The sequence below is a fragment of the Ruegeria sp. BC6 genome (assembly GCF_056539185.1).
This window is the reverse complement of record NZ_JBQFUM010000001.1, coordinates 139,982-157,224: the sequence shown is the minus strand read 5'-3', so window position 1 is coordinate 157,224 and position 17,243 is coordinate 139,982. Positions and strand designations below refer to the sequence as shown.

16 protein-coding genes are annotated in these 17,243 nt (G+C 61.6%); 6 read left to right on the top strand and 10 right to left on the bottom strand.

Annotated elements, in window-relative coordinates; genetic code table 11:
• Window positions 1–108 precede the first annotated feature (108 nt).
• The 8 genes from dnaG to ACR0MM_RS00700 all read right to left on the bottom strand — a co-directional run bounded on the left by dnaG (window position 109) and on the right by ACR0MM_RS00700 (window position 10,074).
• Complete coding sequence (gene dnaG, locus ACR0MM_RS00735) at window positions 109–2,061, bottom strand: DNA primase (RefSeq protein ID WP_480693871.1); 1,953 nt, start codon at window positions 2,059–2,061, stop codon at window positions 109–111.
• Window positions 2,062–2,141: 80 nt separating this feature from the next.
• The gene (locus tag ACR0MM_RS00730; protein WP_480693869.1) at window positions 2,142–2,438 is read right to left on the bottom strand and encodes a hypothetical protein; all 297 of its coding nucleotides are present in this window, start codon (window positions 2,436–2,438) and stop codon (window positions 2,142–2,144) included.
• A gap of 33 nt (window positions 2,439–2,471) precedes the next feature.
• Window positions 2,472–3,017: a sarcosine oxidase subunit gamma gene (locus ACR0MM_RS00725; RefSeq protein ID WP_480693867.1), complete on the bottom strand. Its 546-nt coding sequence runs from the start codon at window positions 3,015–3,017 to the stop codon at window positions 2,472–2,474.
• Window positions 3,010–5,943, bottom strand: a complete 2,934-nt coding sequence (locus ACR0MM_RS00720; RefSeq protein WP_480693865.1) for a sarcosine oxidase subunit alpha family protein — start codon at window positions 5,941–5,943, stop codon at window positions 3,010–3,012. Before ACR0MM_RS00720 ends, ACR0MM_RS00725 begins: the two co-directional genes overlap by 8 nt.
• Window positions 5,940–6,203, bottom strand: coding sequence for a sarcosine oxidase subunit delta (locus ACR0MM_RS00715; protein ID WP_170403798.1), 264 nt, complete (start codon window positions 6,201–6,203; stop codon window positions 5,940–5,942). The genes ACR0MM_RS00720 and ACR0MM_RS00715 overlap by 4 nt, the downstream gene beginning before the upstream one ends.
• Before the next feature lie 53 nt (window positions 6,204–6,256).
• On the bottom strand, window positions 6,257–7,510 hold the full coding sequence (locus ACR0MM_RS00710; protein ID WP_480693863.1) for a sarcosine oxidase subunit beta family protein: 1,254 nt from the start codon (window positions 7,508–7,510) through the stop codon (window positions 6,257–6,259).
• Between the two features lie 134 nt (window positions 7,511–7,644).
• Window positions 7,645–8,445 carry a hypothetical protein gene (locus ACR0MM_RS00705; RefSeq protein WP_480693861.1) on the bottom strand — a complete coding sequence of 267 codons (801 nt, stop codon included), beginning with the start codon at window positions 8,443–8,445 and terminating at the stop codon, window positions 7,645–7,647.
• A 198-nt stretch (window positions 8,446–8,643) separates the two neighbouring features.
• Window positions 8,644–10,074, bottom strand: coding sequence for a Glu/Leu/Phe/Val family dehydrogenase (locus tag ACR0MM_RS00700; protein WP_093961747.1), 1,431 nt, complete (start codon window positions 10,072–10,074; stop codon window positions 8,644–8,646).
• A 328-nt stretch (window positions 10,075–10,402) separates the two neighbouring features.
• Here ACR0MM_RS00700 and ACR0MM_RS00695 point away from each other — a divergent pair, with 328 nt between their 5' ends.
• Genes ACR0MM_RS00695 through ACR0MM_RS00685 form a run of 3 tightly spaced genes read left to right on the top strand, consistent with a single transcriptional unit; the run spans window position 10,403 to window position 13,300 of the window.
• Window positions 10,403–12,172 carry a Tad domain-containing protein gene (locus ACR0MM_RS00695; RefSeq protein WP_480693859.1) on the top strand — a complete coding sequence of 590 codons (1,770 nt, stop codon included), beginning with the start codon at window positions 10,403–10,405 and terminating at the stop codon, window positions 12,170–12,172.
• A gap of 50 nt (window positions 12,173–12,222) precedes the next feature.
• Window positions 12,223–12,729, top strand: coding sequence for a TadE/TadG family type IV pilus assembly protein (locus ACR0MM_RS00690; RefSeq protein ID WP_254435500.1), 507 nt, complete (start codon window positions 12,223–12,225; stop codon window positions 12,727–12,729).
• Window positions 12,716–13,300, top strand: coding sequence for a TadE/TadG family type IV pilus assembly protein (locus tag ACR0MM_RS00685; protein WP_093961744.1), 585 nt, complete (start codon window positions 12,716–12,718; stop codon window positions 13,298–13,300). Before ACR0MM_RS00690 ends, ACR0MM_RS00685 begins: the two co-directional genes overlap by 14 nt.
• 3 nt (window positions 13,301–13,303) lie before the next feature.
• Here the strand turns inward: ACR0MM_RS00685 and ACR0MM_RS00680 are convergent, their stop codons facing one another.
• Window positions 13,304–13,774, bottom strand: coding sequence for a hypothetical protein (locus ACR0MM_RS00680; protein WP_480693857.1), 471 nt, complete (start codon window positions 13,772–13,774; stop codon window positions 13,304–13,306).
• A 158-nt stretch (window positions 13,775–13,932) separates the two neighbouring features.
• Here ACR0MM_RS00680 and ACR0MM_RS00675 point away from each other — a divergent pair, with 158 nt between their 5' ends.
• Window positions 13,933–14,844, top strand: a complete 912-nt coding sequence (locus ACR0MM_RS00675; RefSeq protein ID WP_170368282.1) for a pirin family protein — start codon at window positions 13,933–13,935, stop codon at window positions 14,842–14,844.
• Window positions 14,845–14,875: 31 nt separating this feature from the next.
• On the opposite strand, the gene ACR0MM_RS00670 is transcribed toward ACR0MM_RS00675, so the two are convergent.
• Window positions 14,876–15,463, bottom strand: a complete 588-nt coding sequence (locus tag ACR0MM_RS00670; RefSeq protein WP_170339745.1) for a TetR/AcrR family transcriptional regulator — start codon at window positions 15,461–15,463, stop codon at window positions 14,876–14,878.
• Between the two features lie 100 nt (window positions 15,464–15,563).
• On the opposite strand from ACR0MM_RS00670, the gene ACR0MM_RS00665 reads away from it, so the two are divergent.
• Complete coding sequence (locus ACR0MM_RS00665) at window positions 15,564–15,812, top strand: hypothetical protein (protein ID WP_170339166.1); 249 nt, start codon at window positions 15,564–15,566, stop codon at window positions 15,810–15,812.
• A gap of 132 nt (window positions 15,813–15,944) precedes the next feature.
• On the top strand, window positions 15,945–17,231 hold the full coding sequence (locus tag ACR0MM_RS00660) for a homoserine dehydrogenase (RefSeq protein ID WP_170371483.1): 1,287 nt from the start codon (window positions 15,945–15,947) through the stop codon (window positions 17,229–17,231).
• The last annotated feature ends 12 nt before the right edge of the window (window positions 17,232–17,243 follow it).

The following is a 17,243-nucleotide window of genomic DNA, read 5'->3' as shown; positions in this document are numbered from 1 at the left end:
CTCCTGCAGGGATGGGTGATTCGATGGAACCGAATCATTAGCGCGTAGAAGTGATTCGGCCACCCGTTTACCCGTTTTTCTTTTCCAGTGCTTTATGAAAACACCACTTCAGCGGCGTTTCCGCTCGAACTTGATGCCGGACATGATCGCCTGAAACGCGTCTTTCTCGTCACGATTGATTCGCGCCCCGTTGTCCGCAATGTCGAAAATGGCCCTGTCCTCGTTCTGGCTGCGGCTTGCGCGGTTGCGTTCTTCGGCGGCCTGGGCCAACCGGAACGTCAACGCTTCGTCCGCCAGTTCGGACAACTCCTCTTCGGCTTCAGCAATCTCGGCATCCAGCCCCCGGAGCGCTTTGATTTTTGCGAGTTCCTCGGCCAGAGTCATCTGTGCCTTTTCGACGTCGCCCGGTTTGTGCACACAGGGGATTACAGCGACATGGCGAAGGGCCAGCAGGTTTTCAAGAGGGGCCGGCCCCAAAGACTGAACAATGTGCTCTTTGAGGTTGTCGGGATCGTCGATCGCGTGCCGCAGGATCGCATCGCGCAGGGCCGCGTGATCGGGGTTCAGGCATTCCATCTCTTCCAGTTGGTGCTCGAATTGCACGACCACCTCGGGGTTCAGGATTGCAATCGCAAGGATTGCCGCTTCACGCAGTTGGATATCCGCATTCTCCGAGGACGCAAGGAACGAGGCCCGCGCATCGGGCGTTGCCGACGGTTTTGGCGGTTGCCATTTGCCTTTCGGCTGCCAGTTTCGAGCCCCTGCCCCTTGCCGCTGCGGGCGGAAGAGTTGCCAGCGGAGATCCTTGATTTCCTGCCCGTAATGCGACCGGATCGAAGGATCGCGGATCAGTTGGATCTTTTCGCGCAGCGCCTTGTCGAGGGCCGCCTTGCGCTCGGGGCTGTCGAACACCTTGCCCTCGGTCTCGCGCCGCCACAGAAGCCTGACCATCGGAATGGCCGCGTCCAGCACCGCCTGAACCGCCGCCGGGCCTTCGGCGCGCAGCAGATCGTCGGGGTCCTTGCCCTCGGGCATCAGAGCGAACCGCAGCGACTTTCCGGCCACCAGCAACGGCAACGCCAGGTCGATGGCCCGCATCGCCGCACGCAGACCGGCCGTGTCGCCATCCAGCGCGATGATCGGCTCGTCGGCGATGCGCCACAGCATGTGCAACTGATGTTCGGTGATCGCGGTGCCCAGCGGTGCGACGGCGGCGCCGAAACCTGCCTCGGACAGGGCAATCACATCCATATAGCCCTCGGCCACGACCAGCGGTTGCCCCTTGCCTGCCGCCTGACGGGCCGGTCCGTGGTTGTAGAGGCTTCGCCCCTTGTCGAACAGCGCGGTTTCGGGCGAGTTCAGATACTTGGCGTTGTCATTGGGGTCCATCGCCCGCCCGCCGAACGCGATGCACCGGCCGCGCGGATCGCGGATCGGGAACATGATGCGGTTGCGGAAGGTGTCATAGGGCTTTTTGCCCTTGTTCGACGGCTTGGCCAGACCGGCGCCCAGGATCAGGTCCTCGGCCACGTTCTTGCCGCGCAGATGGTCCCACAACGCCTGCCAGCCATCGGGCGCAAACCCGATTTCCCAGAGATCCAACGCCTGAGCGTCCAGACCGCGGCGGTCCATATAGGCGCGCGCCTCGGCCCCTGCCCCGGTCTTGAGTTGCAGGCGAAAGAACTGTACCGCCTGCTCCATGACATCGGCCAATTGCGCCCGGTGGTCCTGCTTTTCCTGCGCCTTGGGGTCGCGCGCGGGCATCGGCAAGCCGGCCTCGCGGGCCAGGATCTCGACCGCCTCGATGAACGAGACGTTCTCGGTTTCCTTCACGAAGCTGATCGCGTCGCCCTTGGCGTGGCACCCGAAGCAGTAATAGAACCCCTTCTGGTCATCCACATGGAACGAGGCGGTTTTTTCGTGATGGAACGGGCATGGCGCCCACATGTCACCCTTGCCCGGATTGGACTTGCGGTTGTCCCACATGACCTTGCGCCCGACGACCTGAGACAGGCTCAGACGGGTGCGTAACTCATCCAGAAATCCAGGGGGCAATGACATGTGTCATACATGGCAGAAACCGGGCCGCCCGCCAAGGGCGCGGCGGGCCTTTGTCCACAGCCAATTCGCGGCCCTGTGGATTACTGCTGCAGGCACAGCTCCATCCAGGCGGCGCCAAGGTCTTTTTTGCGGATGTCGCGCATCTTCTGCTCATAGACCCATGGGGTGATCAACGGGATTGCGGCGTTGTAGTTCTCGGGCCAGGTTGGGCCGGCCTCGGCCACCGCTTCCGGAACGTCCCGTTCTTTCACGCGATCAAGACGGGCTTTTTGAACCGCCGCCACAACGTCTGCTTGATAGCGGCAGCTTTCTTCCTTGGTTTCAGCGGCAGCCAGCGGTGTGGCAAGCAGAGTAGCGGCAAGTGCGATGCGCAGCATAAGGTCCCCTTGGAATCAGTTCTTTGCAACAGTCTAACCGCGTGCTGCCACACCTTCCATTACCCTCTGCAGATCGTGCACCAACGATGTGGCCATCGACCGGAACACCATGATCTGAAAGGCTTTCTCGCCAACCCGAGTGATTGACGCGGTCATGTGGAACAGGAGTGTGCGCGCCGTATGTCCGCGTTTGAAGTTCTGTGGGCGCAGATCGACCGGCACCAGACGGGCCAGTACATCCTCGGCCCCGTCGCCCTCAAGCCGTACCACGGCCCAGGCATCAGACTGGTCGACGACCGCGGCGTGGGCGGACAGAGACGGCTCCGGTGCGGGGCCGATCAACATGACCTGACCCGGGCCGAACCAGACCGCCCGCGCGCCCGACTTCCCGGTGGCCCGGTTCGGGGCCGGCAGGGCCATGCCATGCGCCGCCTTCATCGCCTCGGACAGTAATTTGACCTGCCCTTGAAAGGCCGAAACCGCATGTATCGCGCCCGGGTCGACCTCGGTGACCGAGACCGTTCCGATGGTCAGCGGCAGCAGCCCTTCACACGGGGTCTGGGCAATCAGCTTATCCACGCACACGCTCTCCCTCTGGATCAAAGAACACCGGGTCCGTCACCTCGCACAGCGTGGTCACGCCGCGCAGGTGATCGACCATTTTGACGATCTCGCCATGACGGTCGGGGCCATCGGCCAGAAACGCCAGCCCCAGCATGCTGCCCAGCGTCGGCGAGTAGCAGACCGAGGTCACATAGCCCTGATCGTTGGTGCGCACCGGCGCGTCCTCTTCGTTGTACAGATGGGCGCCGGCCAGCAACTGGCGGCTTTCCCCGATGGGTTTGAGGCCGACCAACCGCTCGCGCCCCGGCTCCTCAAGCCCCGGGCGTTCGGACATGGTCTTGCCGATACAGTCCTTTTTCTGCGACACCATCCGGCCCATCCCGATGTCAAAGGCCGTCGTCCGCCCGTGGATTTCTGCATGGGTGATGAACCCCTTCTCGATCCGCAGGACGTTCAGCGCCTCCATCCCATAGAGGCCACCGCCCAGCGCCTCGGCCTGTCGGGTCAGGATGTCGAACAGGCTGGCCCCATACCGCGCAGGCAACGCAATCTCGTAGGCGTGTTCGCCCGAGAACGAGATCCGGAACAGACGCCCCGGCACCCCCAGAACCGAAACCGGCCCGCAGGCCATGAACGGCCACGCAGCATCATCCAGCGGGGTGTCCAGCAGGCCGTTCAGCACCTCGCGCGATTTGGGGCCGGCCACGGCGAATTGCGCCCATTGCTCCGTCACAGAAACCAGCGACACGTCCCAATCGGGCCGCAGACCCTGACGCACGAATTCAAGATGCTTCATCACGTCACCAGCGGCGGCGGTCGTGGTGGTCATCAGGAAATGACTGTCACCCAATCGCGCGGTGGTGCCGTCATCCATGACGAACCCGTCCTCGCGCAGCATCAGCCCATAGCGCACGCGCCCGACCTTCAGTGTCGAAAACGTGTTGGTATAGACGAAATCCAGAAACTGCGCGGCGTCGCGCCCCTGAATGTCGATCTTGCCCAGGGTCGAGACATCGCACACGCCGACCGCCGCGCGCACCATCTGCACCTCGCGGTCGCAGGACTGGCGCCAGGTGGTCTCGCCCGGCTGCGGGAAATAGCTGGGCCGATACCACAGCCCGGCCTCGACCATCGGCGCCCCGCGCGCCACTGACGCCTTGTGCGAGGTGGTGAAGCGCTGCGGCTTGAACCCCGCCCCCTCGGCCCCCGCGCCCAGCGCGGCAATGGCAATCGGAGCGTAAGGCGGGCGGAAGGTGGTGGTTCCGGTCTCGGGGATCGCCCGCCCGGTGGCATCCGCAAGAATGGCCAGCGCCGCGACATTCGAGTTCTTGCCCTGATCGGTGGCCATGCCTTGCGTGGTATAACGCTTCATGTGCTCGACCGAGCGGAAATTCTCGGTCGCGGCCTGTTTGACATCCTTGACGGTCACGTCGTTCTGGAAATCCAGCCACGCGCGCCCCTTGCCCGGCACCGCCCACAGCTGCGCGATTCCATAGGTCTGATCCTCGGCCTGCGGCGGCTCGGGCTTGGGCGCCTTGAGGCCCAGATCACCCAGCGCCTCGGTCGCAGCCGAAATGCCCTCGCTCAGACAAGCCGCGGTCGAGAACGCGCCGTTGCAGGCCCCGGCCGGGCGCATCCCGGGCACGGCGCCCGGCGTGGGCACGAAGGCGGCAATGTCACGCCGCCAGGTCGGGCGCCCGTTCATGTGGCAGGTCAGGTGGACCGAGGGGTTCCATCCGCCGGTCATCGCCAGGCAGTCGGTCTGAATGCGCTCTTCTCCGCTGGCGCGGCGCACGGTGATCGACTCCAAGCCCTTGCGCCCCGAAGTGCCGCAGACCTGCGCCCCACGCAACACCGGATAGTCGGTTGCCACCGGCCCGTCATGGCGGCTGTCGATCACGGCGGCAACGTGGACACCGGCGGCCAGCAGGTCGCGGGCCGTCCGGTGGATGTCATCGGTGTTGCCGAAAATCGTGACGCTCCGGCCGGCGGCGACGCCCCAGCGGTTCAGATAGGCCCGCACGGCCCCGGCGGTCATGATGCCGGGCCGATCATTGTCGCGAAACGCCACCGGCCGCTCCAGCGCCCCGGCTGCCAGAACCGAGCGGCGGGCGGCGATCCTCCAATAGGTTTCCAGCGGCGCACCGGCGGGGCGGTCGCCCGTATGGTGCAAGACCCGTTCGAGCGCGACAAAGGTGCCCTGATCGTAGGCACCCGCAACGGTCGTGCGGGTCATCAACCGCACATTGTCCATCGCCCGCAGCTCGGCCAGAACCTCGTCTGCCCAGACTTGACCCGGCTTGCCATCCACCTCGAGCGTTTCGGCCAGCAGACGCCCGCCCATCTGGTTGCTTTCATCGGCCAGAATGACATCCGCCCCGGCCCGGCCGGCCGTCAAGGCGGCCATCAAACCCGCCGGGCCAGCCCCGATCACCAGCAGGTCGCAGAAGGCATAGGCGCTTTCATACGTGTCGGCGTTGGCCTGCCCGGACAGCGCGCCCAACCCCGCGGCGCGGCGGATCATCGGCTCGTACAGCTTCTCCCAGAAGTTGCGAGGCCACATGAAGGTCTTGTAGTAGAAGCCCGCCCCCAGGAAGGGCGCGGCCAGATCGTTCACCGCCATCACGTCGAAATTCAGGCTGGGCCAGCGGTTCTGGCTGCGCGCCTCCAGGCCCGGATAGATCTCTTGCATCGTGGCCCGCACATTGGGGTCCTGCACGGCGCCTCGGCCGATGGTGACCAAAGCGTTCGGCTCTTCGCTGCCGGCGGTCAGAACGCCGCGCGGGCGGTGATACTTGAACGACCGCCCCATCAGGCGCACGCCATTGGCCAGCAGCGCCGAGGCCAGCGTGTCACCCTGAAAACCCGAATACCGGATTCCGTCGAAGGAAAACTCGACCGGTGAGCCGCGGTCGATCAGCCCCCTGCCCGCGACCCTCATCGTTTGCCCCCGGAGGCAGGCTCGGTCGCCGCTATTTCGTGGGTCAGCGTGTTGCGTGTCACGACGATCCATGCGCCGCAGCCGCCCTCGTGATACCACAGGTCCCGCGTCTCGCCCGCCGGATTGTCGCGCTGATAGACGAAATCGTCCCAAACGTCAGGCCCGGCATCCGGGGCGGGCCGGTCCAGATCGACGGCGGCCCCGCGATAGTAGAACTCGCGGCGGTCGCGCTCGCCGCAATACGGACAGGTGATCCTCATGGCCGCGCCTCCTGGCTTTCACAAATATTCGAACGAAACATCCCGGCCCGCCCCTAATGCAGATTGTGCTGAGAGCCCTTGCCCTCTTCATCGATGATCCCGCGCCCGGTGCGGAAACGATCCAGCCGGAACCCTGTCGCGTTCTCGTGGTACCGATCGGTGGCCATCAGGTGGGCAAACACGTTGCCCGAGGCCGGAACCGCCTTGAACCCGCCGTAGTTCCAGCCGCAGTTCAGGTACAGCCCGTCGATAGGGGTGCGGTCGATGATCGGCGACCCGTCCGGCGACATGTCCATGATCCCGCCCCAAGACCGCAGCACCCGGGCCTTGCCGATCATCGGCATCAGCGCCACGCCGGCCTCCATTACGCTTTCGACCGTGGGCAGATTGCCCCGCGCCGCGTAGGAAGCATAGAAATCCAGGTCGCCGCCGAAAACCAGCCCGCCCTTGTCGGATTGGCTGATGTAGAAATGGCCCATGCCAAAGGTCACGACATGGTCGATGCAAGGCTTCAGCCCCTCGGTCACGAAGGCCTGCAGAACGTGGCTTTCGATCGGCAGGCGCATCCCGGCCATGCCGGCAACAAGCCCCGAACGGCCCGCAACGACGATCCCTACCTTCCTGGCTCGGATCGCCCCGCGCGTCGTCTGCACCCCTCGCACGGCGCCGTTTTCGATGTCGATGCCGGTGACCTCGCAATTCTGGATCAGATCCACCCCGCGCTGGTCCGCCCCGCGCGCATAGCCCCAGGCCACGGCATCATGCCGGGCCGTGCCGCCGCGCGGATGATACAGACCGCCATAGATGGGAAAGCGCAGATCGTCATAGTTTAGATAGGGCAGCATCTCGCGCAGTGCATCGCGGTCCAGCAGGATGGCATCGTCGCCTTGGCTGATCATCATGTTGCCCCGCCGCGCGGCCGCGTCCCGCTGCCCGTCCGAATGGAACAGGTTGATGATGCCCCGCTGCGAATGCATCACGTTGTAGTTCAGGTCCTCTTCCAACCCCTCCCACAACTTGAGGGAATGCGAATAGAACTCGGAATTTCCTTGCAGAAAATAGTTGGCGCGCACGATCGTCGTGTTGCGCCCCACATTGCCGCCGCCAATATAGCCCTTTTCCAGCACGGCGACATTTGTCAGCCCGTGCTCTTTCGCCAGATAGTACGCGGTGCTGAGACCATGCCCCCCACCGCCGATGATGACGATGTCGTATTCGGCTTTGGGCTCGGGATCACGCCAATGCGCCGTCCAACCCTTGTTGCCCGTCAGTCCTTCCTTCAGGACGCGTAAGCCGGAAAAGCGCATTCAGATCTCCCTGCGGGTTTGCTGGCATCAAACCAACTGCCAACAGGAGTAGCAATCCGGGCTCGGGGCTCCGCATCCGTTTTCGACAAGAACTTGTCAACGCGCGACCAAACCGGTCGCAAACGAATTCGCCCTCAGAACCGCAGACGGAAGGCAAAGCCGACGATCGGAGCGGTATCATAGCCCTGCCGGCTGACCTCTTGCCCTGCTGCGTTGTCCAGACGCAACTCGCCGTCAAACTCGGCGCCTGCAAATGCCGACAGCGAAACTCCGGGGTTGGGCGCGTATTCGACCGACAGAACAACCGGGATGCTGCTGTCCTCGCCCACGCCGCCCGGTGCCAACCCGTTGTTGTTCAACTGAAAGCGGACCCTCTCGGACCGAACGGCAAGCCCCACGCTGACACTTTCCGAAGCCTTGTATTCCAGCGTGACGCCGGGGCCTTGAGTGGCCCCCAGCGCGCTTCCGGTGCTCAGACGCCAGCGCTCGGCAAAGGTCCAGTCCACCAGAAGCGCGGGAAAGACTTCGAGGTCATTGGTTCCAACCTCAGAGAACACGCCAAATGCCGGGCCGATGCGCAGATTGGGGTTCACCGCCCATGAAATGCCGGCGAAGGCACCATAGGTGAAGCCGTCCGAGGCACTGGCGCCGGTCTCGTAATCCCATCGCAATTGGGGCGAGACGATCACCGCACCCCCGTTGTCCAGAGTGAAGCGCAATGGAACGCTCAGGCGAATGTCGCGGATGTCGTCCCACGGCTGGTTTCCGGGCAACCCGAAATCGTAGGAGAATTGACCGAAACTCGCCAGCAAACCCACAAAGGACCCGTCACCATAGCTGTAAATGCCGCCTGCCCGCAGAAATGCACGCGATGCGCTGAAATCACCGCCGTCCTCAAGATCGGCGCTGCCCTGGTAGACAGCCAACCCTTCCACAGTCGGCGTCCATCCCTGCCGGGGTTGGGCAATGGCAGCAGTCGCAAGCGCCAGGGTCGCGGACCCAACCGCCGCGGCCCAAGCTACAGAACGGGTAATTTGCATCGGATCCTCGCTGGTTTCACTGCCTGAACTCCAGCGCAGGATGTGCGGCAACCGGACTTTTTGTCAAAGCCCGATTGCCCGGTTTCCGAGACGTCAGAGGCCCTTGGCCCGATAGCTCTTGGCGACACGGTCGATGGACACGATGTAAGCCGCGGTGCGGAGGTCATCGACGTCGTCGCGATCATGCCAGACCTCGCTCATGGCCTGGTAGGCGATGCGCATCGTGTCATCCAGGCCCGAGCGCACCAGCTCAAGCTCATCCGCGCCCTTGAGGTACTTGGCCTTGAAGTCCGGAGACATCGACCATGCATCGCCAAGGTAGCGGTCCAGCCGCTCCAGCTCTTTAACGATCAACTCGTGCCGCGCCTCTTCCTGACGGCGCTGCATCCGACCGAAACGGATGTGACTGAGGTTCTTCACCCACTCGAAATACGAGACCGTTACACCGCCCGCGTTGGCATACATGTCGGGAATGATCACAGTGCCCTTCTTGCGCAGCACTTCGTCGGCTCCTGCGGTCACCGGGCCGTTCGCAGCCTCGATGATCAACGGCGCCTTGATGCGCTCGGCATTGGACAGGTTGATCACGCCCTCCAGCGCGGCCGGGATCAGAATGTCACATTCCTCTTCCAGCACAGCAGTGCCCTCGGCGGTGTGCGTTGCATCCGGGTAGCCGTTCACGCCGCCATGTTTGACGATCCACTGGTGCACCGCTTCGACGTCGATCCCCTCGGGGTTATAGATCGCACCGTCACGTTCGATGATGCCCACAACCAGAGAGCCGTCTTCCTCACTCAGGAACTTGGCCGCGTGATAACCCACGTTGCCGAGGCCTTGAACGATGACCCGCTTGCCGTCCAGCGAGCCTGACATGCCAGCCTTCTTGACGTCCTCCGGATGCCGGAAGAATTCGCGCAACGCGTATTGGATGCCACGGCCCGTCGCCTCGACCCGGCCCGAGATGCCGCCGGCATTCAACGGCTTGCCGGTCACACAGGCCCGCGCGTTGATGTCTGTGGTGTTCATCCGCGCATACTGGTCAGCCATCCAAGCCATTTCACGCTCGCCGGTGCCCATGTCGGGGGCCGGGACGTTCTGCGACGGGTTGATCAGGTCGCGCTTGGCCAGCTCATAGGCGAAACGACGGGTGATCTGCTCCAGCTCATGCTCTTCGTATTTGCGCGGGTCGATGCGCAGGCCACCCTTGGACCCGCCAAACGGAGCCTCAACCAAGGCGCACTTGTAGGTCATCAGCGCAGCAAGCGCCTCGACCTCGTCCTGGTTCACGGCCATCGCATAGCGGATACCGCCTTTTACCGGCTCCATATGCTCGGAATGAACCGAGCGATAGCCGGTGAAAGTATGTATCTGCCCCCGCAGACGCACGCCAAACCGAACGGTGTAGGTCGCATTGCAGACCCGGATCTTTTCCTCAAGTCCGGGTGGAAGATCCATCAGGGCAGCCGCCCTGTTGAACATCAGATCTACACTCTCCCGAAAGCTGGGTTCCTTGATGGCCGTCATAAAATCCTCCATGCCGGTTGACGTCGAGCGTCATGACGTTTTGTCGCACCCTTGGCAAGCGGCTGCAATCGAGATTTGCACTTTTTTTCATCAATTTATGAACAGCGCGTTTCGACCAACCGAGCCGAGTCGCGGACATTTACGATTTCCAGAAATTGTCCCGAGCAACGAAACAAAGATGCCCCTCCCAGCCAGACTGCCGCCGATTTTCATTCAAAAAGAGCACCATAGTGACGATCACGCCCAATTCTCGCCACGATCCACATCTAAATTATTAAAGTTCCGAAGAACTGGCTTCGCTGCTTTTGGCCGGCAAAAGGATTTCGTTATGCGCAATTTTGAATGGACATCGACACGGTCGGGGAAACCGCGCCAGGCAGACCGCTGCCAGGGCGCCGTCGAGTCTTTCGTGACCTCGGAAAACGGGACGATGACCATCTTCGCCCTCTTCCTTCTGATGATCATCTTCACCGCGGCGGGCTTCGCCGTGGACGTGATGCGGTACGATCGCGAACGTGCGCGCCTGCAATATGCTCTGGACCGCGCCGTACTGGCGGCGGCCGACCTGGACCAGGACCTTTGCCCCAAGGACGTGGTCGTCGACTACCTCGAGAAGGAAGGCTTGGACCAGTACCTGGTTGGTGAGCCCATCGTGACGCCGAATGTCTGCGGCGCGACCGCCGTTACGATCGAAGGCTACCGCAAGGTCGAAGCGAGCGCCCAGATGGATGTCGGCATGCACTTCATGCAGTGGTGGGATGTTGACTCGATCGCGAGCGCGGCAACCAGCGTCGCCGAAGAAGCCATTGATGATGTTGAGATTTCTTTGGTCCTCGACGTCTCTGGCTCGATGAACAGCTACAATCGCTTGGCCAACCTGAAAGTGGCGGCCAAGAACTTCGTGCAAGAGATGGCGGACAAGACTGAGGACGGGAAGCTGTCGATCTCGATCATCCCATACGCAACTCAGGTGTCGCTGCCCGACTATCTGATGGACGAATTCAGCACGACCGGCACCAATGACCGGGCAAACTGCATCAACTTCACCAGCAGCGAGTTCAACACCACTGCGCTGGACCCCGATACGATCCGCCAACGCACACTGCACTTTACGCCGTGGAGCACTTATGACCGGCGCCCCAGCAACGGCTACGTCTACAGCGAAGTCTGTGACGAACTCGCCAACCGTGAGGTCTCGGTCCTGCAGAAGGACCCGCAGGTTCTCAAAGATCACATCGAAAGTTTTACGGCCGGCGGAAACACGTCGATCGACGTCGGTCTGAAATGGGGTCTTGCCCTGCTTGACGAAAGCATTCAGCCGGTGATCGCACGCCTGGCGGGTGACGAAGTGCCTGCAGAGTTCGCCACCCGTCCCAACAGCTACTCCAGCAACGACTCGATGAAGGTTCTGGTGCTGATGACGGACGGCGCGAACACCACTCAGTACATGGTAAACGACCCCTACCGTGAGGGTACGTCCATTCTGTGGTGGAATGCCAAGAAGTCGACCTATTCGACCTATGACTACGAGACCGAGAAGTACTTCTGGCACGATGTCGACTATACCGAGTGGGACAGCAGCAAGGGTTGGTACTGGGGTCGCGAGATCTGGCAGGACGATCCCTATGGCAACGACGAGTATACTGTATATCGGTGCACCTACCGGTCCGGCGGCGTCTGCTACAACTTTGATTACAGCAGAAGCGAGACGCGCACTGTTCTGGACAACGATGGCGACCCCGCGACATCGGTCAACCTGACCTGGGATCAGGTCTGGGAACGCACGACCCGTCGCGCGATCCGTGACCTGTTCCGTGAAGCGCTGGGGAGCACGAAAGGCAACACCTGGTACAACAACGCGGTCACTTCGATCGGGTCGGGCACCAAGGACCCGCGCGCGCGCGCAATGTGTGCCGCCGCTCGCGCCAATGGCATCGTAGTCTTCACTATCGCTTTCGAAGCTCCCGATCAGGGCAAGGCCCTTCTGAAAGACTGCAAAAGCGATGATGGCGCCTACTACGAGGCGACCGGTGACGAAATCGTCGACGTATTTGCATCGATCGGATCGACCATCCGCAATCTGAGGCTGACTCAATGATCAAGCGTTTGCTTCATAAATTCCGCACGTTCCGGCGGAAAGAAGATGGGATGGCGACGATCGAGTTCGTCTTCTGGTTCCCCATCTTCATCATGACGACCTATTCGGCCGTCGAAGTCGGGATCGGGGCCTTCAACCACGCCAACCTCGAGCGTGGCCTGGACGAAACGATCCGCGACGTTCGCCTGAACAACCTCGAAAAGTATACCACCAACGTTCAGGACGGCTGGACCCACACTCTGTTGAAGGACATCGTCTGCGACAAGGCAGGCTACATTCCTGAGTGCAAGGAGAACCTGATCCTGGAAATGACCCGCGTAGACCCGTTTATGGGCAACACGCTGGATCCGAACCCCTACTGCATCGATACCCCCGCAACGATCCGCAACAGCCAGATCTTCGAGCCGGGTACGTCGGACGAACTGATGATCGTCCGCGCCTGCGTCGAGGTAAAGCCGCTGTGGTGGGGAACCATTCTGGGTGCCATCGCGCGGAAAAAGCCCAACGGTATGTACGAACTGCACGCAACAACGGTGTTTGTCTATGAACCGACCTGATCGCTCAATCTTCTCGCTGGCTGTCCGGTATCTGAAACGGTTTTCCCGCAAGGAATCCGGCGTGATCAGTGTCGAGGCCGTGATGATCTATCCCCTGCTCTTCTGGGGCATGTGTGCGTCCTATACATTCTTCGACGGGTACAAGCAGAGCTCGCGGAATCTCAAGGCATCTTATGCGATCGCCGACGTCATTTCCCGCGAACGCAATGACATCAACGCGACCTACATGGATACGTTGTATGACCTGCTGCAGCAGATGATGTCGGACCGCTCCGACGTGTCGATGCGCATCTCGTTCCTTCGCTTCGACCTGCCGGATGACCGGCACTATGTGCAGTGGTCCTGTATTCGCGGTGAAAGCTTCGAGGCGTGGACCGATGGCACCATCAGCGAAATCCGAGACAAGCTGCCCATCATGCCGGACAACGGCAAGATGATCCTGGTCGAAGTGAAGGACTTCTATCGCCGTCCCTTCCGCATCGGATACGGCGAAAACGAATTTGCCATGGACAATTTCGTATTCACCCACCCGCGCGTCTACGACAAGATCGACGCACCGGGCGGGTGCTGAGAGCTATTCGGCCTCGGCCAGCATCGCGGAAAGCATTTCTGACAGGAACTTGGTCTCGGCGGCGGACGTCATGCCGCCGACGCCAATACGTCGCCCGACGCGCCACCAAAGGCCCGGGGCCCAAGCCCTGCCCCGTTTGCTACGGGTCGTCAGCAGAAAGCCGTTCGACGGCTTGAAAGCAAAAACACCCCGATCCACCCCTTCGATTTCACCAACCTCGGCAATCAGCTTGCCGCTGCCTGTCCTCAGTTCCGTGCGCGTCAGCTCGATCCGGTCCGCTGTCGCATGCCAGACGCGATGCGCAAGCCAAAGCGCGCCACCTCCGACCACGAACAGGAACAGCTGCCATTCCGGCGCTGGCGGTGCGGCCAGGGCGACATAAGTCACGAACACACCTACGGTGACGAGCACTCCCACCCCCATCCACCGCCGTGCCGATGAAGCCTGAATCGTTGCCAGTACGTCTTCTTGCATTTCCAACTCCGCCTTTGCCTGCCCCCCATACCCGCTTTCAGCGACAAGCAACAGGCCAAGACTCACCCGGCGCATTTTTGCACAGAAGCAGTGCTTTCTCGCGAATTGACCGTACTTCAGCGAAAATTAGATAACGGGTCCAGAGACAGGAGATCCACATGTCGCTCAGACCAACACTTGAAACCCGCAAGGCCGTTCCGACGATGGAAGGCGCTGGTGTAAAGCTGCACCGCGCTTTTGGATTTCAGGATCCGTCCGAACTGGATCCATTCCTGTTGTTTGATGACTTCCGCAACGAGCACCCGCAGGACTACCAGGCCGGCTTTCCCTGGCACCCTCACCGCGGCATTGAAACCATCACATACGTATTGTCAGGAACCGTCGATCACAGCGACTCGCTGGGCAACAGCGGCCAACTGGGTGCCGGAGACGTCCAGTGGATGACGGCGGGGTCCGGAATTCTGCATCAGGAAATGCCCAAGGGGAATGCATCCGGGCAGATGCATGGGTTTCAGCTGTGGGGCAACTTGCCCTCGGCTCAAAAGATGACGGCGCCTCGGTACCAGGACGTTCAGGGCAAGGACATTCCTGAAGTGATCGATGATGATGGCACCACGGTACGGGTCATCGTCGGCAAGTTCTGGGGCAAGACCGGGCCGGTGGACGGTATCGCCGCGGACCCGCAATACCTGGACGTATCGATTCCTGCAGGGGTGAAAAAGACATTCAAGATAGATACTTATCGCCGTGCTTTCGCCTATGTTTTCGATGGGCAGGCAGCTTTCGCCGACGCCTCGCAGCCGACCGGCGTTCTGCTTGAGAAGGAAGTCGCCGGGCAAGAGCTGAACATTCGCGACATGTCGGGCAACCGGACGCTGGTACGGTTTGGTACCGGAGACGAAATAACCGTTCAGGCCGGGCCTGAAGGCGTGCGATTCCTGTTGATCTCGGGTGCGCCGATCAATGAACCGGTAGCATGGCATGGCCCGATCGTGATGAACACGCGCGCCGAACTCGAGCAGGCGTTTCGGGAGTTGCGCAACGGTACTTTCATCAAGCCGGCGCACTGACTCCAGACAGCGGGTTACATGGCGCGGCCAGTCAGGCCGCGACCGCCTTGCGTACCATATCCCAGTAAATCTGCTCGACCTCGTCCAGCGACAGCCGTCCACCGGCCCGGTACCACGTCATGACACCATTCAGCATGGCAATCACCGCCAGCGTCGCGATCTTCGCATCCTGAACCGAGAACAGGCCGTCCTTCTGGCCGGCCAGCAGGATGCTCTGTAACGCATCCTCATACCGTCGGCGCAGCTTTTCGATTTCGGCGAAGTTTTCAGGCGTCAGGTTTCGCAGCTCCATATAGGCGATGAACACTTCGTCCGGTCGCTGCATGTGAAACCGGATGTGGAAACCCACGAATTGCCGCAGGGCGCCCAATGCATCCGCCTGTGGTTCCAACGCTTCATAGGCCGCCAGCAGCTCTTGCATGTGGTCCTGCATCAGGCGGAACAGAAGGCTTTGCTTGTCCGGAGTGTAATTGTAGAGCGCGCCGGCCTGCACTCCGACCTCCCCCGCGATTTGACGCATGGAAACAGCGGCATAGCCATGCCGTGCAAACAATCCCAGGGCGGCCTCGCGAATGCGGGGCCCGGTGATATCGGAATGAGAGCCTTGAGTACGTGCCATGGATCCATCGTATATGAACGTACGTTCATATAGAACCCCGCTTGAACCGTTCATGCAAAAAGTGCATCACGTTCAGGTTCCTCACTGTTCGGGTCGCGAAATGAAAGCTGTTTCCGTCATCCTGCCGCTGCTTCTCTTGGCCGCGTGCGCAGATATTCCCGAGTTGGAGGGAAGCGAAGCGGCCTCGGTAAAGGCCGCGCCCTACCCCAAGCTGATCCCGTTGACCCAGGTCAACGTGCCGCCCGTCGACCCGGTGAACGAGGCAGCCGCCGTGGAAGAAGAATTGGAACAACGGGCCGAGCGGCTGTCGCAAAAGGCACAGGCACTCCAGAACGCCGAGACCCAGTAAGCCCCGCACGCTCGCCCACTGCGCAACAACTCTGTCCCTGACGGATTGCACCGCCGCGTTGAACCAGCTATGGCAGCCGACAAAGGACCTTGCGTCCAACAGGCAGACTTCGAGCGGAAAGGAACCCACGGAATGACACAGGCGCTACGGCTTGGAATTGCTGGCTTGGGAACCGTGGGTGTGGGCGTCGTCAAGATCGTGCGCCGTCATGCCGAATTGCTCCAAGCACGCACTGGTCGTCCGATCGAGATCGTTGCCGTTTCGGCGCGCGACGCCGCCAAAGATCGCGGGGTGAACTTGTCCGGCTTCGCGTGGGAAACCGATCCGGTGGCCTTGGCCAAACGCGACGACATCGATGTGTTCGTCGAGCTGATGGGTGGTGAAAATGGCCCGGCAAAGGCCTCGGTCGAGGCGGCATTGGCCAGCGGCAAGGATGTGGTCACCGCAAACAAGGCGCTGCTGGCCATTCACGGCCAGGCATTGGCGGAACAGGCCGAGGCCGCAGGCCGTGTGATCCGGTTCGAGGCCGCCGTGGCCGGAGGAATTCCGGTCATAAAATCCCTTACCGAAGGGTTGGCCGGGAATGACATCAAGCGCGTCATGGGCGTGATGAATGGCACCTGCAACTATATCCTGACCCGAATGCAGTCGCAGGGTCTGGGCTACAACGCCCTGTTCGAGGAGTGCGCTCAGTTGGGGTATCTCGAAGCGGATCCCAACCTTGACGTTGGCGGCATCGACGCGGCGCACAAGTTGGCGCTGTTGGCCTCTATCGCGTTTGGAACAAAGCCGAATTTCGACGGGATCGAGATCGAGGGCATTCAGCATATCAGCCTGGATGACATCCATCAGGCCGACGATATGGGCTACCGCATCAAGCTGTTGGGCGTTGCGCAGCGCACGCCGCGCGGGCTTGAACAACGGATGCAACCCTGCCTGGTACCCAGTGACTCGCCTTTGGGGCAGCTGGAAGGCGGCACCAACATGGTGGTCATTGAGGGCGACGCCGTCGAACAGATCGTTTTGCGCGGACCCGGCGCTGGCGAAGGCCCGACGGCCAGTGCGGTGATGGGGGATGTTTGCGACCTGGCTCGGGGCCTGCGGATTTCCACCTTTGGTCAACCCGCCACGTCGCTGGTCGACTCCAAGCCCGCAATCACCGGCCTGCCTGCCCCTTATTATCTGCGCCTTGCATTGCTGGACAAACCAGGTGCGCTGGCCAAGGTGGCCGCGATTCTGGGCAATGCCGGCGTTTCAATCGACCGGATGCGCCAATACGCACATGCCGAGGACACGGCACCGGTACTGATCGTTACACACAAGACCACACGCGCCACGCTGGACGTTGCGTTGGAGGACTTGCGCACCACGGATGTGGTTGCGGGCGAACCGGTAGCTCTGCGTATCGAGCAGGTTTGAACCCTTGCGGCC

Coding starts and splice junctions, on each gene's coding strand:
- ACR0MM_RS00665 (WP_170339166.1), top strand. CDS start 15,564: ATGAAAGCTGTTTCCGTCATCCTGCCGCTGCTTCTCTTGGCCGCGTGC.
- ACR0MM_RS00695 (WP_480693859.1), top strand. CDS start 10,403: ATGCGCAATTTTGAATGGACATCGACACGGTCGGGGAAACCGCGCCAG.
- dnaG (WP_480693871.1), bottom strand. CDS start 2,061: ATGTCATTGCCCCCTGGATTTCTGGATGAGTTACGCACCCGTCTGAGC.
- ACR0MM_RS00680 (WP_480693857.1), bottom strand. CDS start 13,774: ATGCAAGAAGACGTACTGGCAACGATTCAGGCTTCATCGGCACGGCGG.
- ACR0MM_RS00690 (WP_254435500.1), top strand. CDS start 12,223: ATGGCGACGATCGAGTTCGTCTTCTGGTTCCCCATCTTCATCATGACG.
- ACR0MM_RS00700 (WP_093961747.1), bottom strand. CDS start 10,074: ATGACGGCCATCAAGGAACCCAGCTTTCGGGAGAGTGTAGATCTGATG.
- ACR0MM_RS00685 (WP_093961744.1), top strand. CDS start 12,716: ATGAACCGACCTGATCGCTCAATCTTCTCGCTGGCTGTCCGGTATCTG.
- ACR0MM_RS00715 (WP_170403798.1), bottom strand. CDS start 6,203: ATGAGGATCACCTGTCCGTATTGCGGCGAGCGCGACCGCCGCGAGTTC.
- ACR0MM_RS00720 (WP_480693865.1), bottom strand. CDS start 5,943: ATGAGGGTCGCGGGCAGGGGGCTGATCGACCGCGGCTCACCGGTCGAG.
- ACR0MM_RS00730 (WP_480693869.1), bottom strand. CDS start 2,438: ATGCTGCGCATCGCACTTGCCGCTACTCTGCTTGCCACACCGCTGGCT.
- ACR0MM_RS00710 (WP_480693863.1), bottom strand. CDS start 7,510: ATGCGCTTTTCCGGCTTACGCGTCCTGAAGGAAGGACTGACGGGCAAC.
- ACR0MM_RS00670 (WP_170339745.1), bottom strand. CDS start 15,463: ATGGCACGTACTCAAGGCTCTCATTCCGATATCACCGGGCCCCGCATT.
- ACR0MM_RS00675 (WP_170368282.1), top strand. CDS start 13,933: ATGTCGCTCAGACCAACACTTGAAACCCGCAAGGCCGTTCCGACGATG.
- ACR0MM_RS00660 (WP_170371483.1), top strand. CDS start 15,945: ATGACACAGGCGCTACGGCTTGGAATTGCTGGCTTGGGAACCGTGGGT.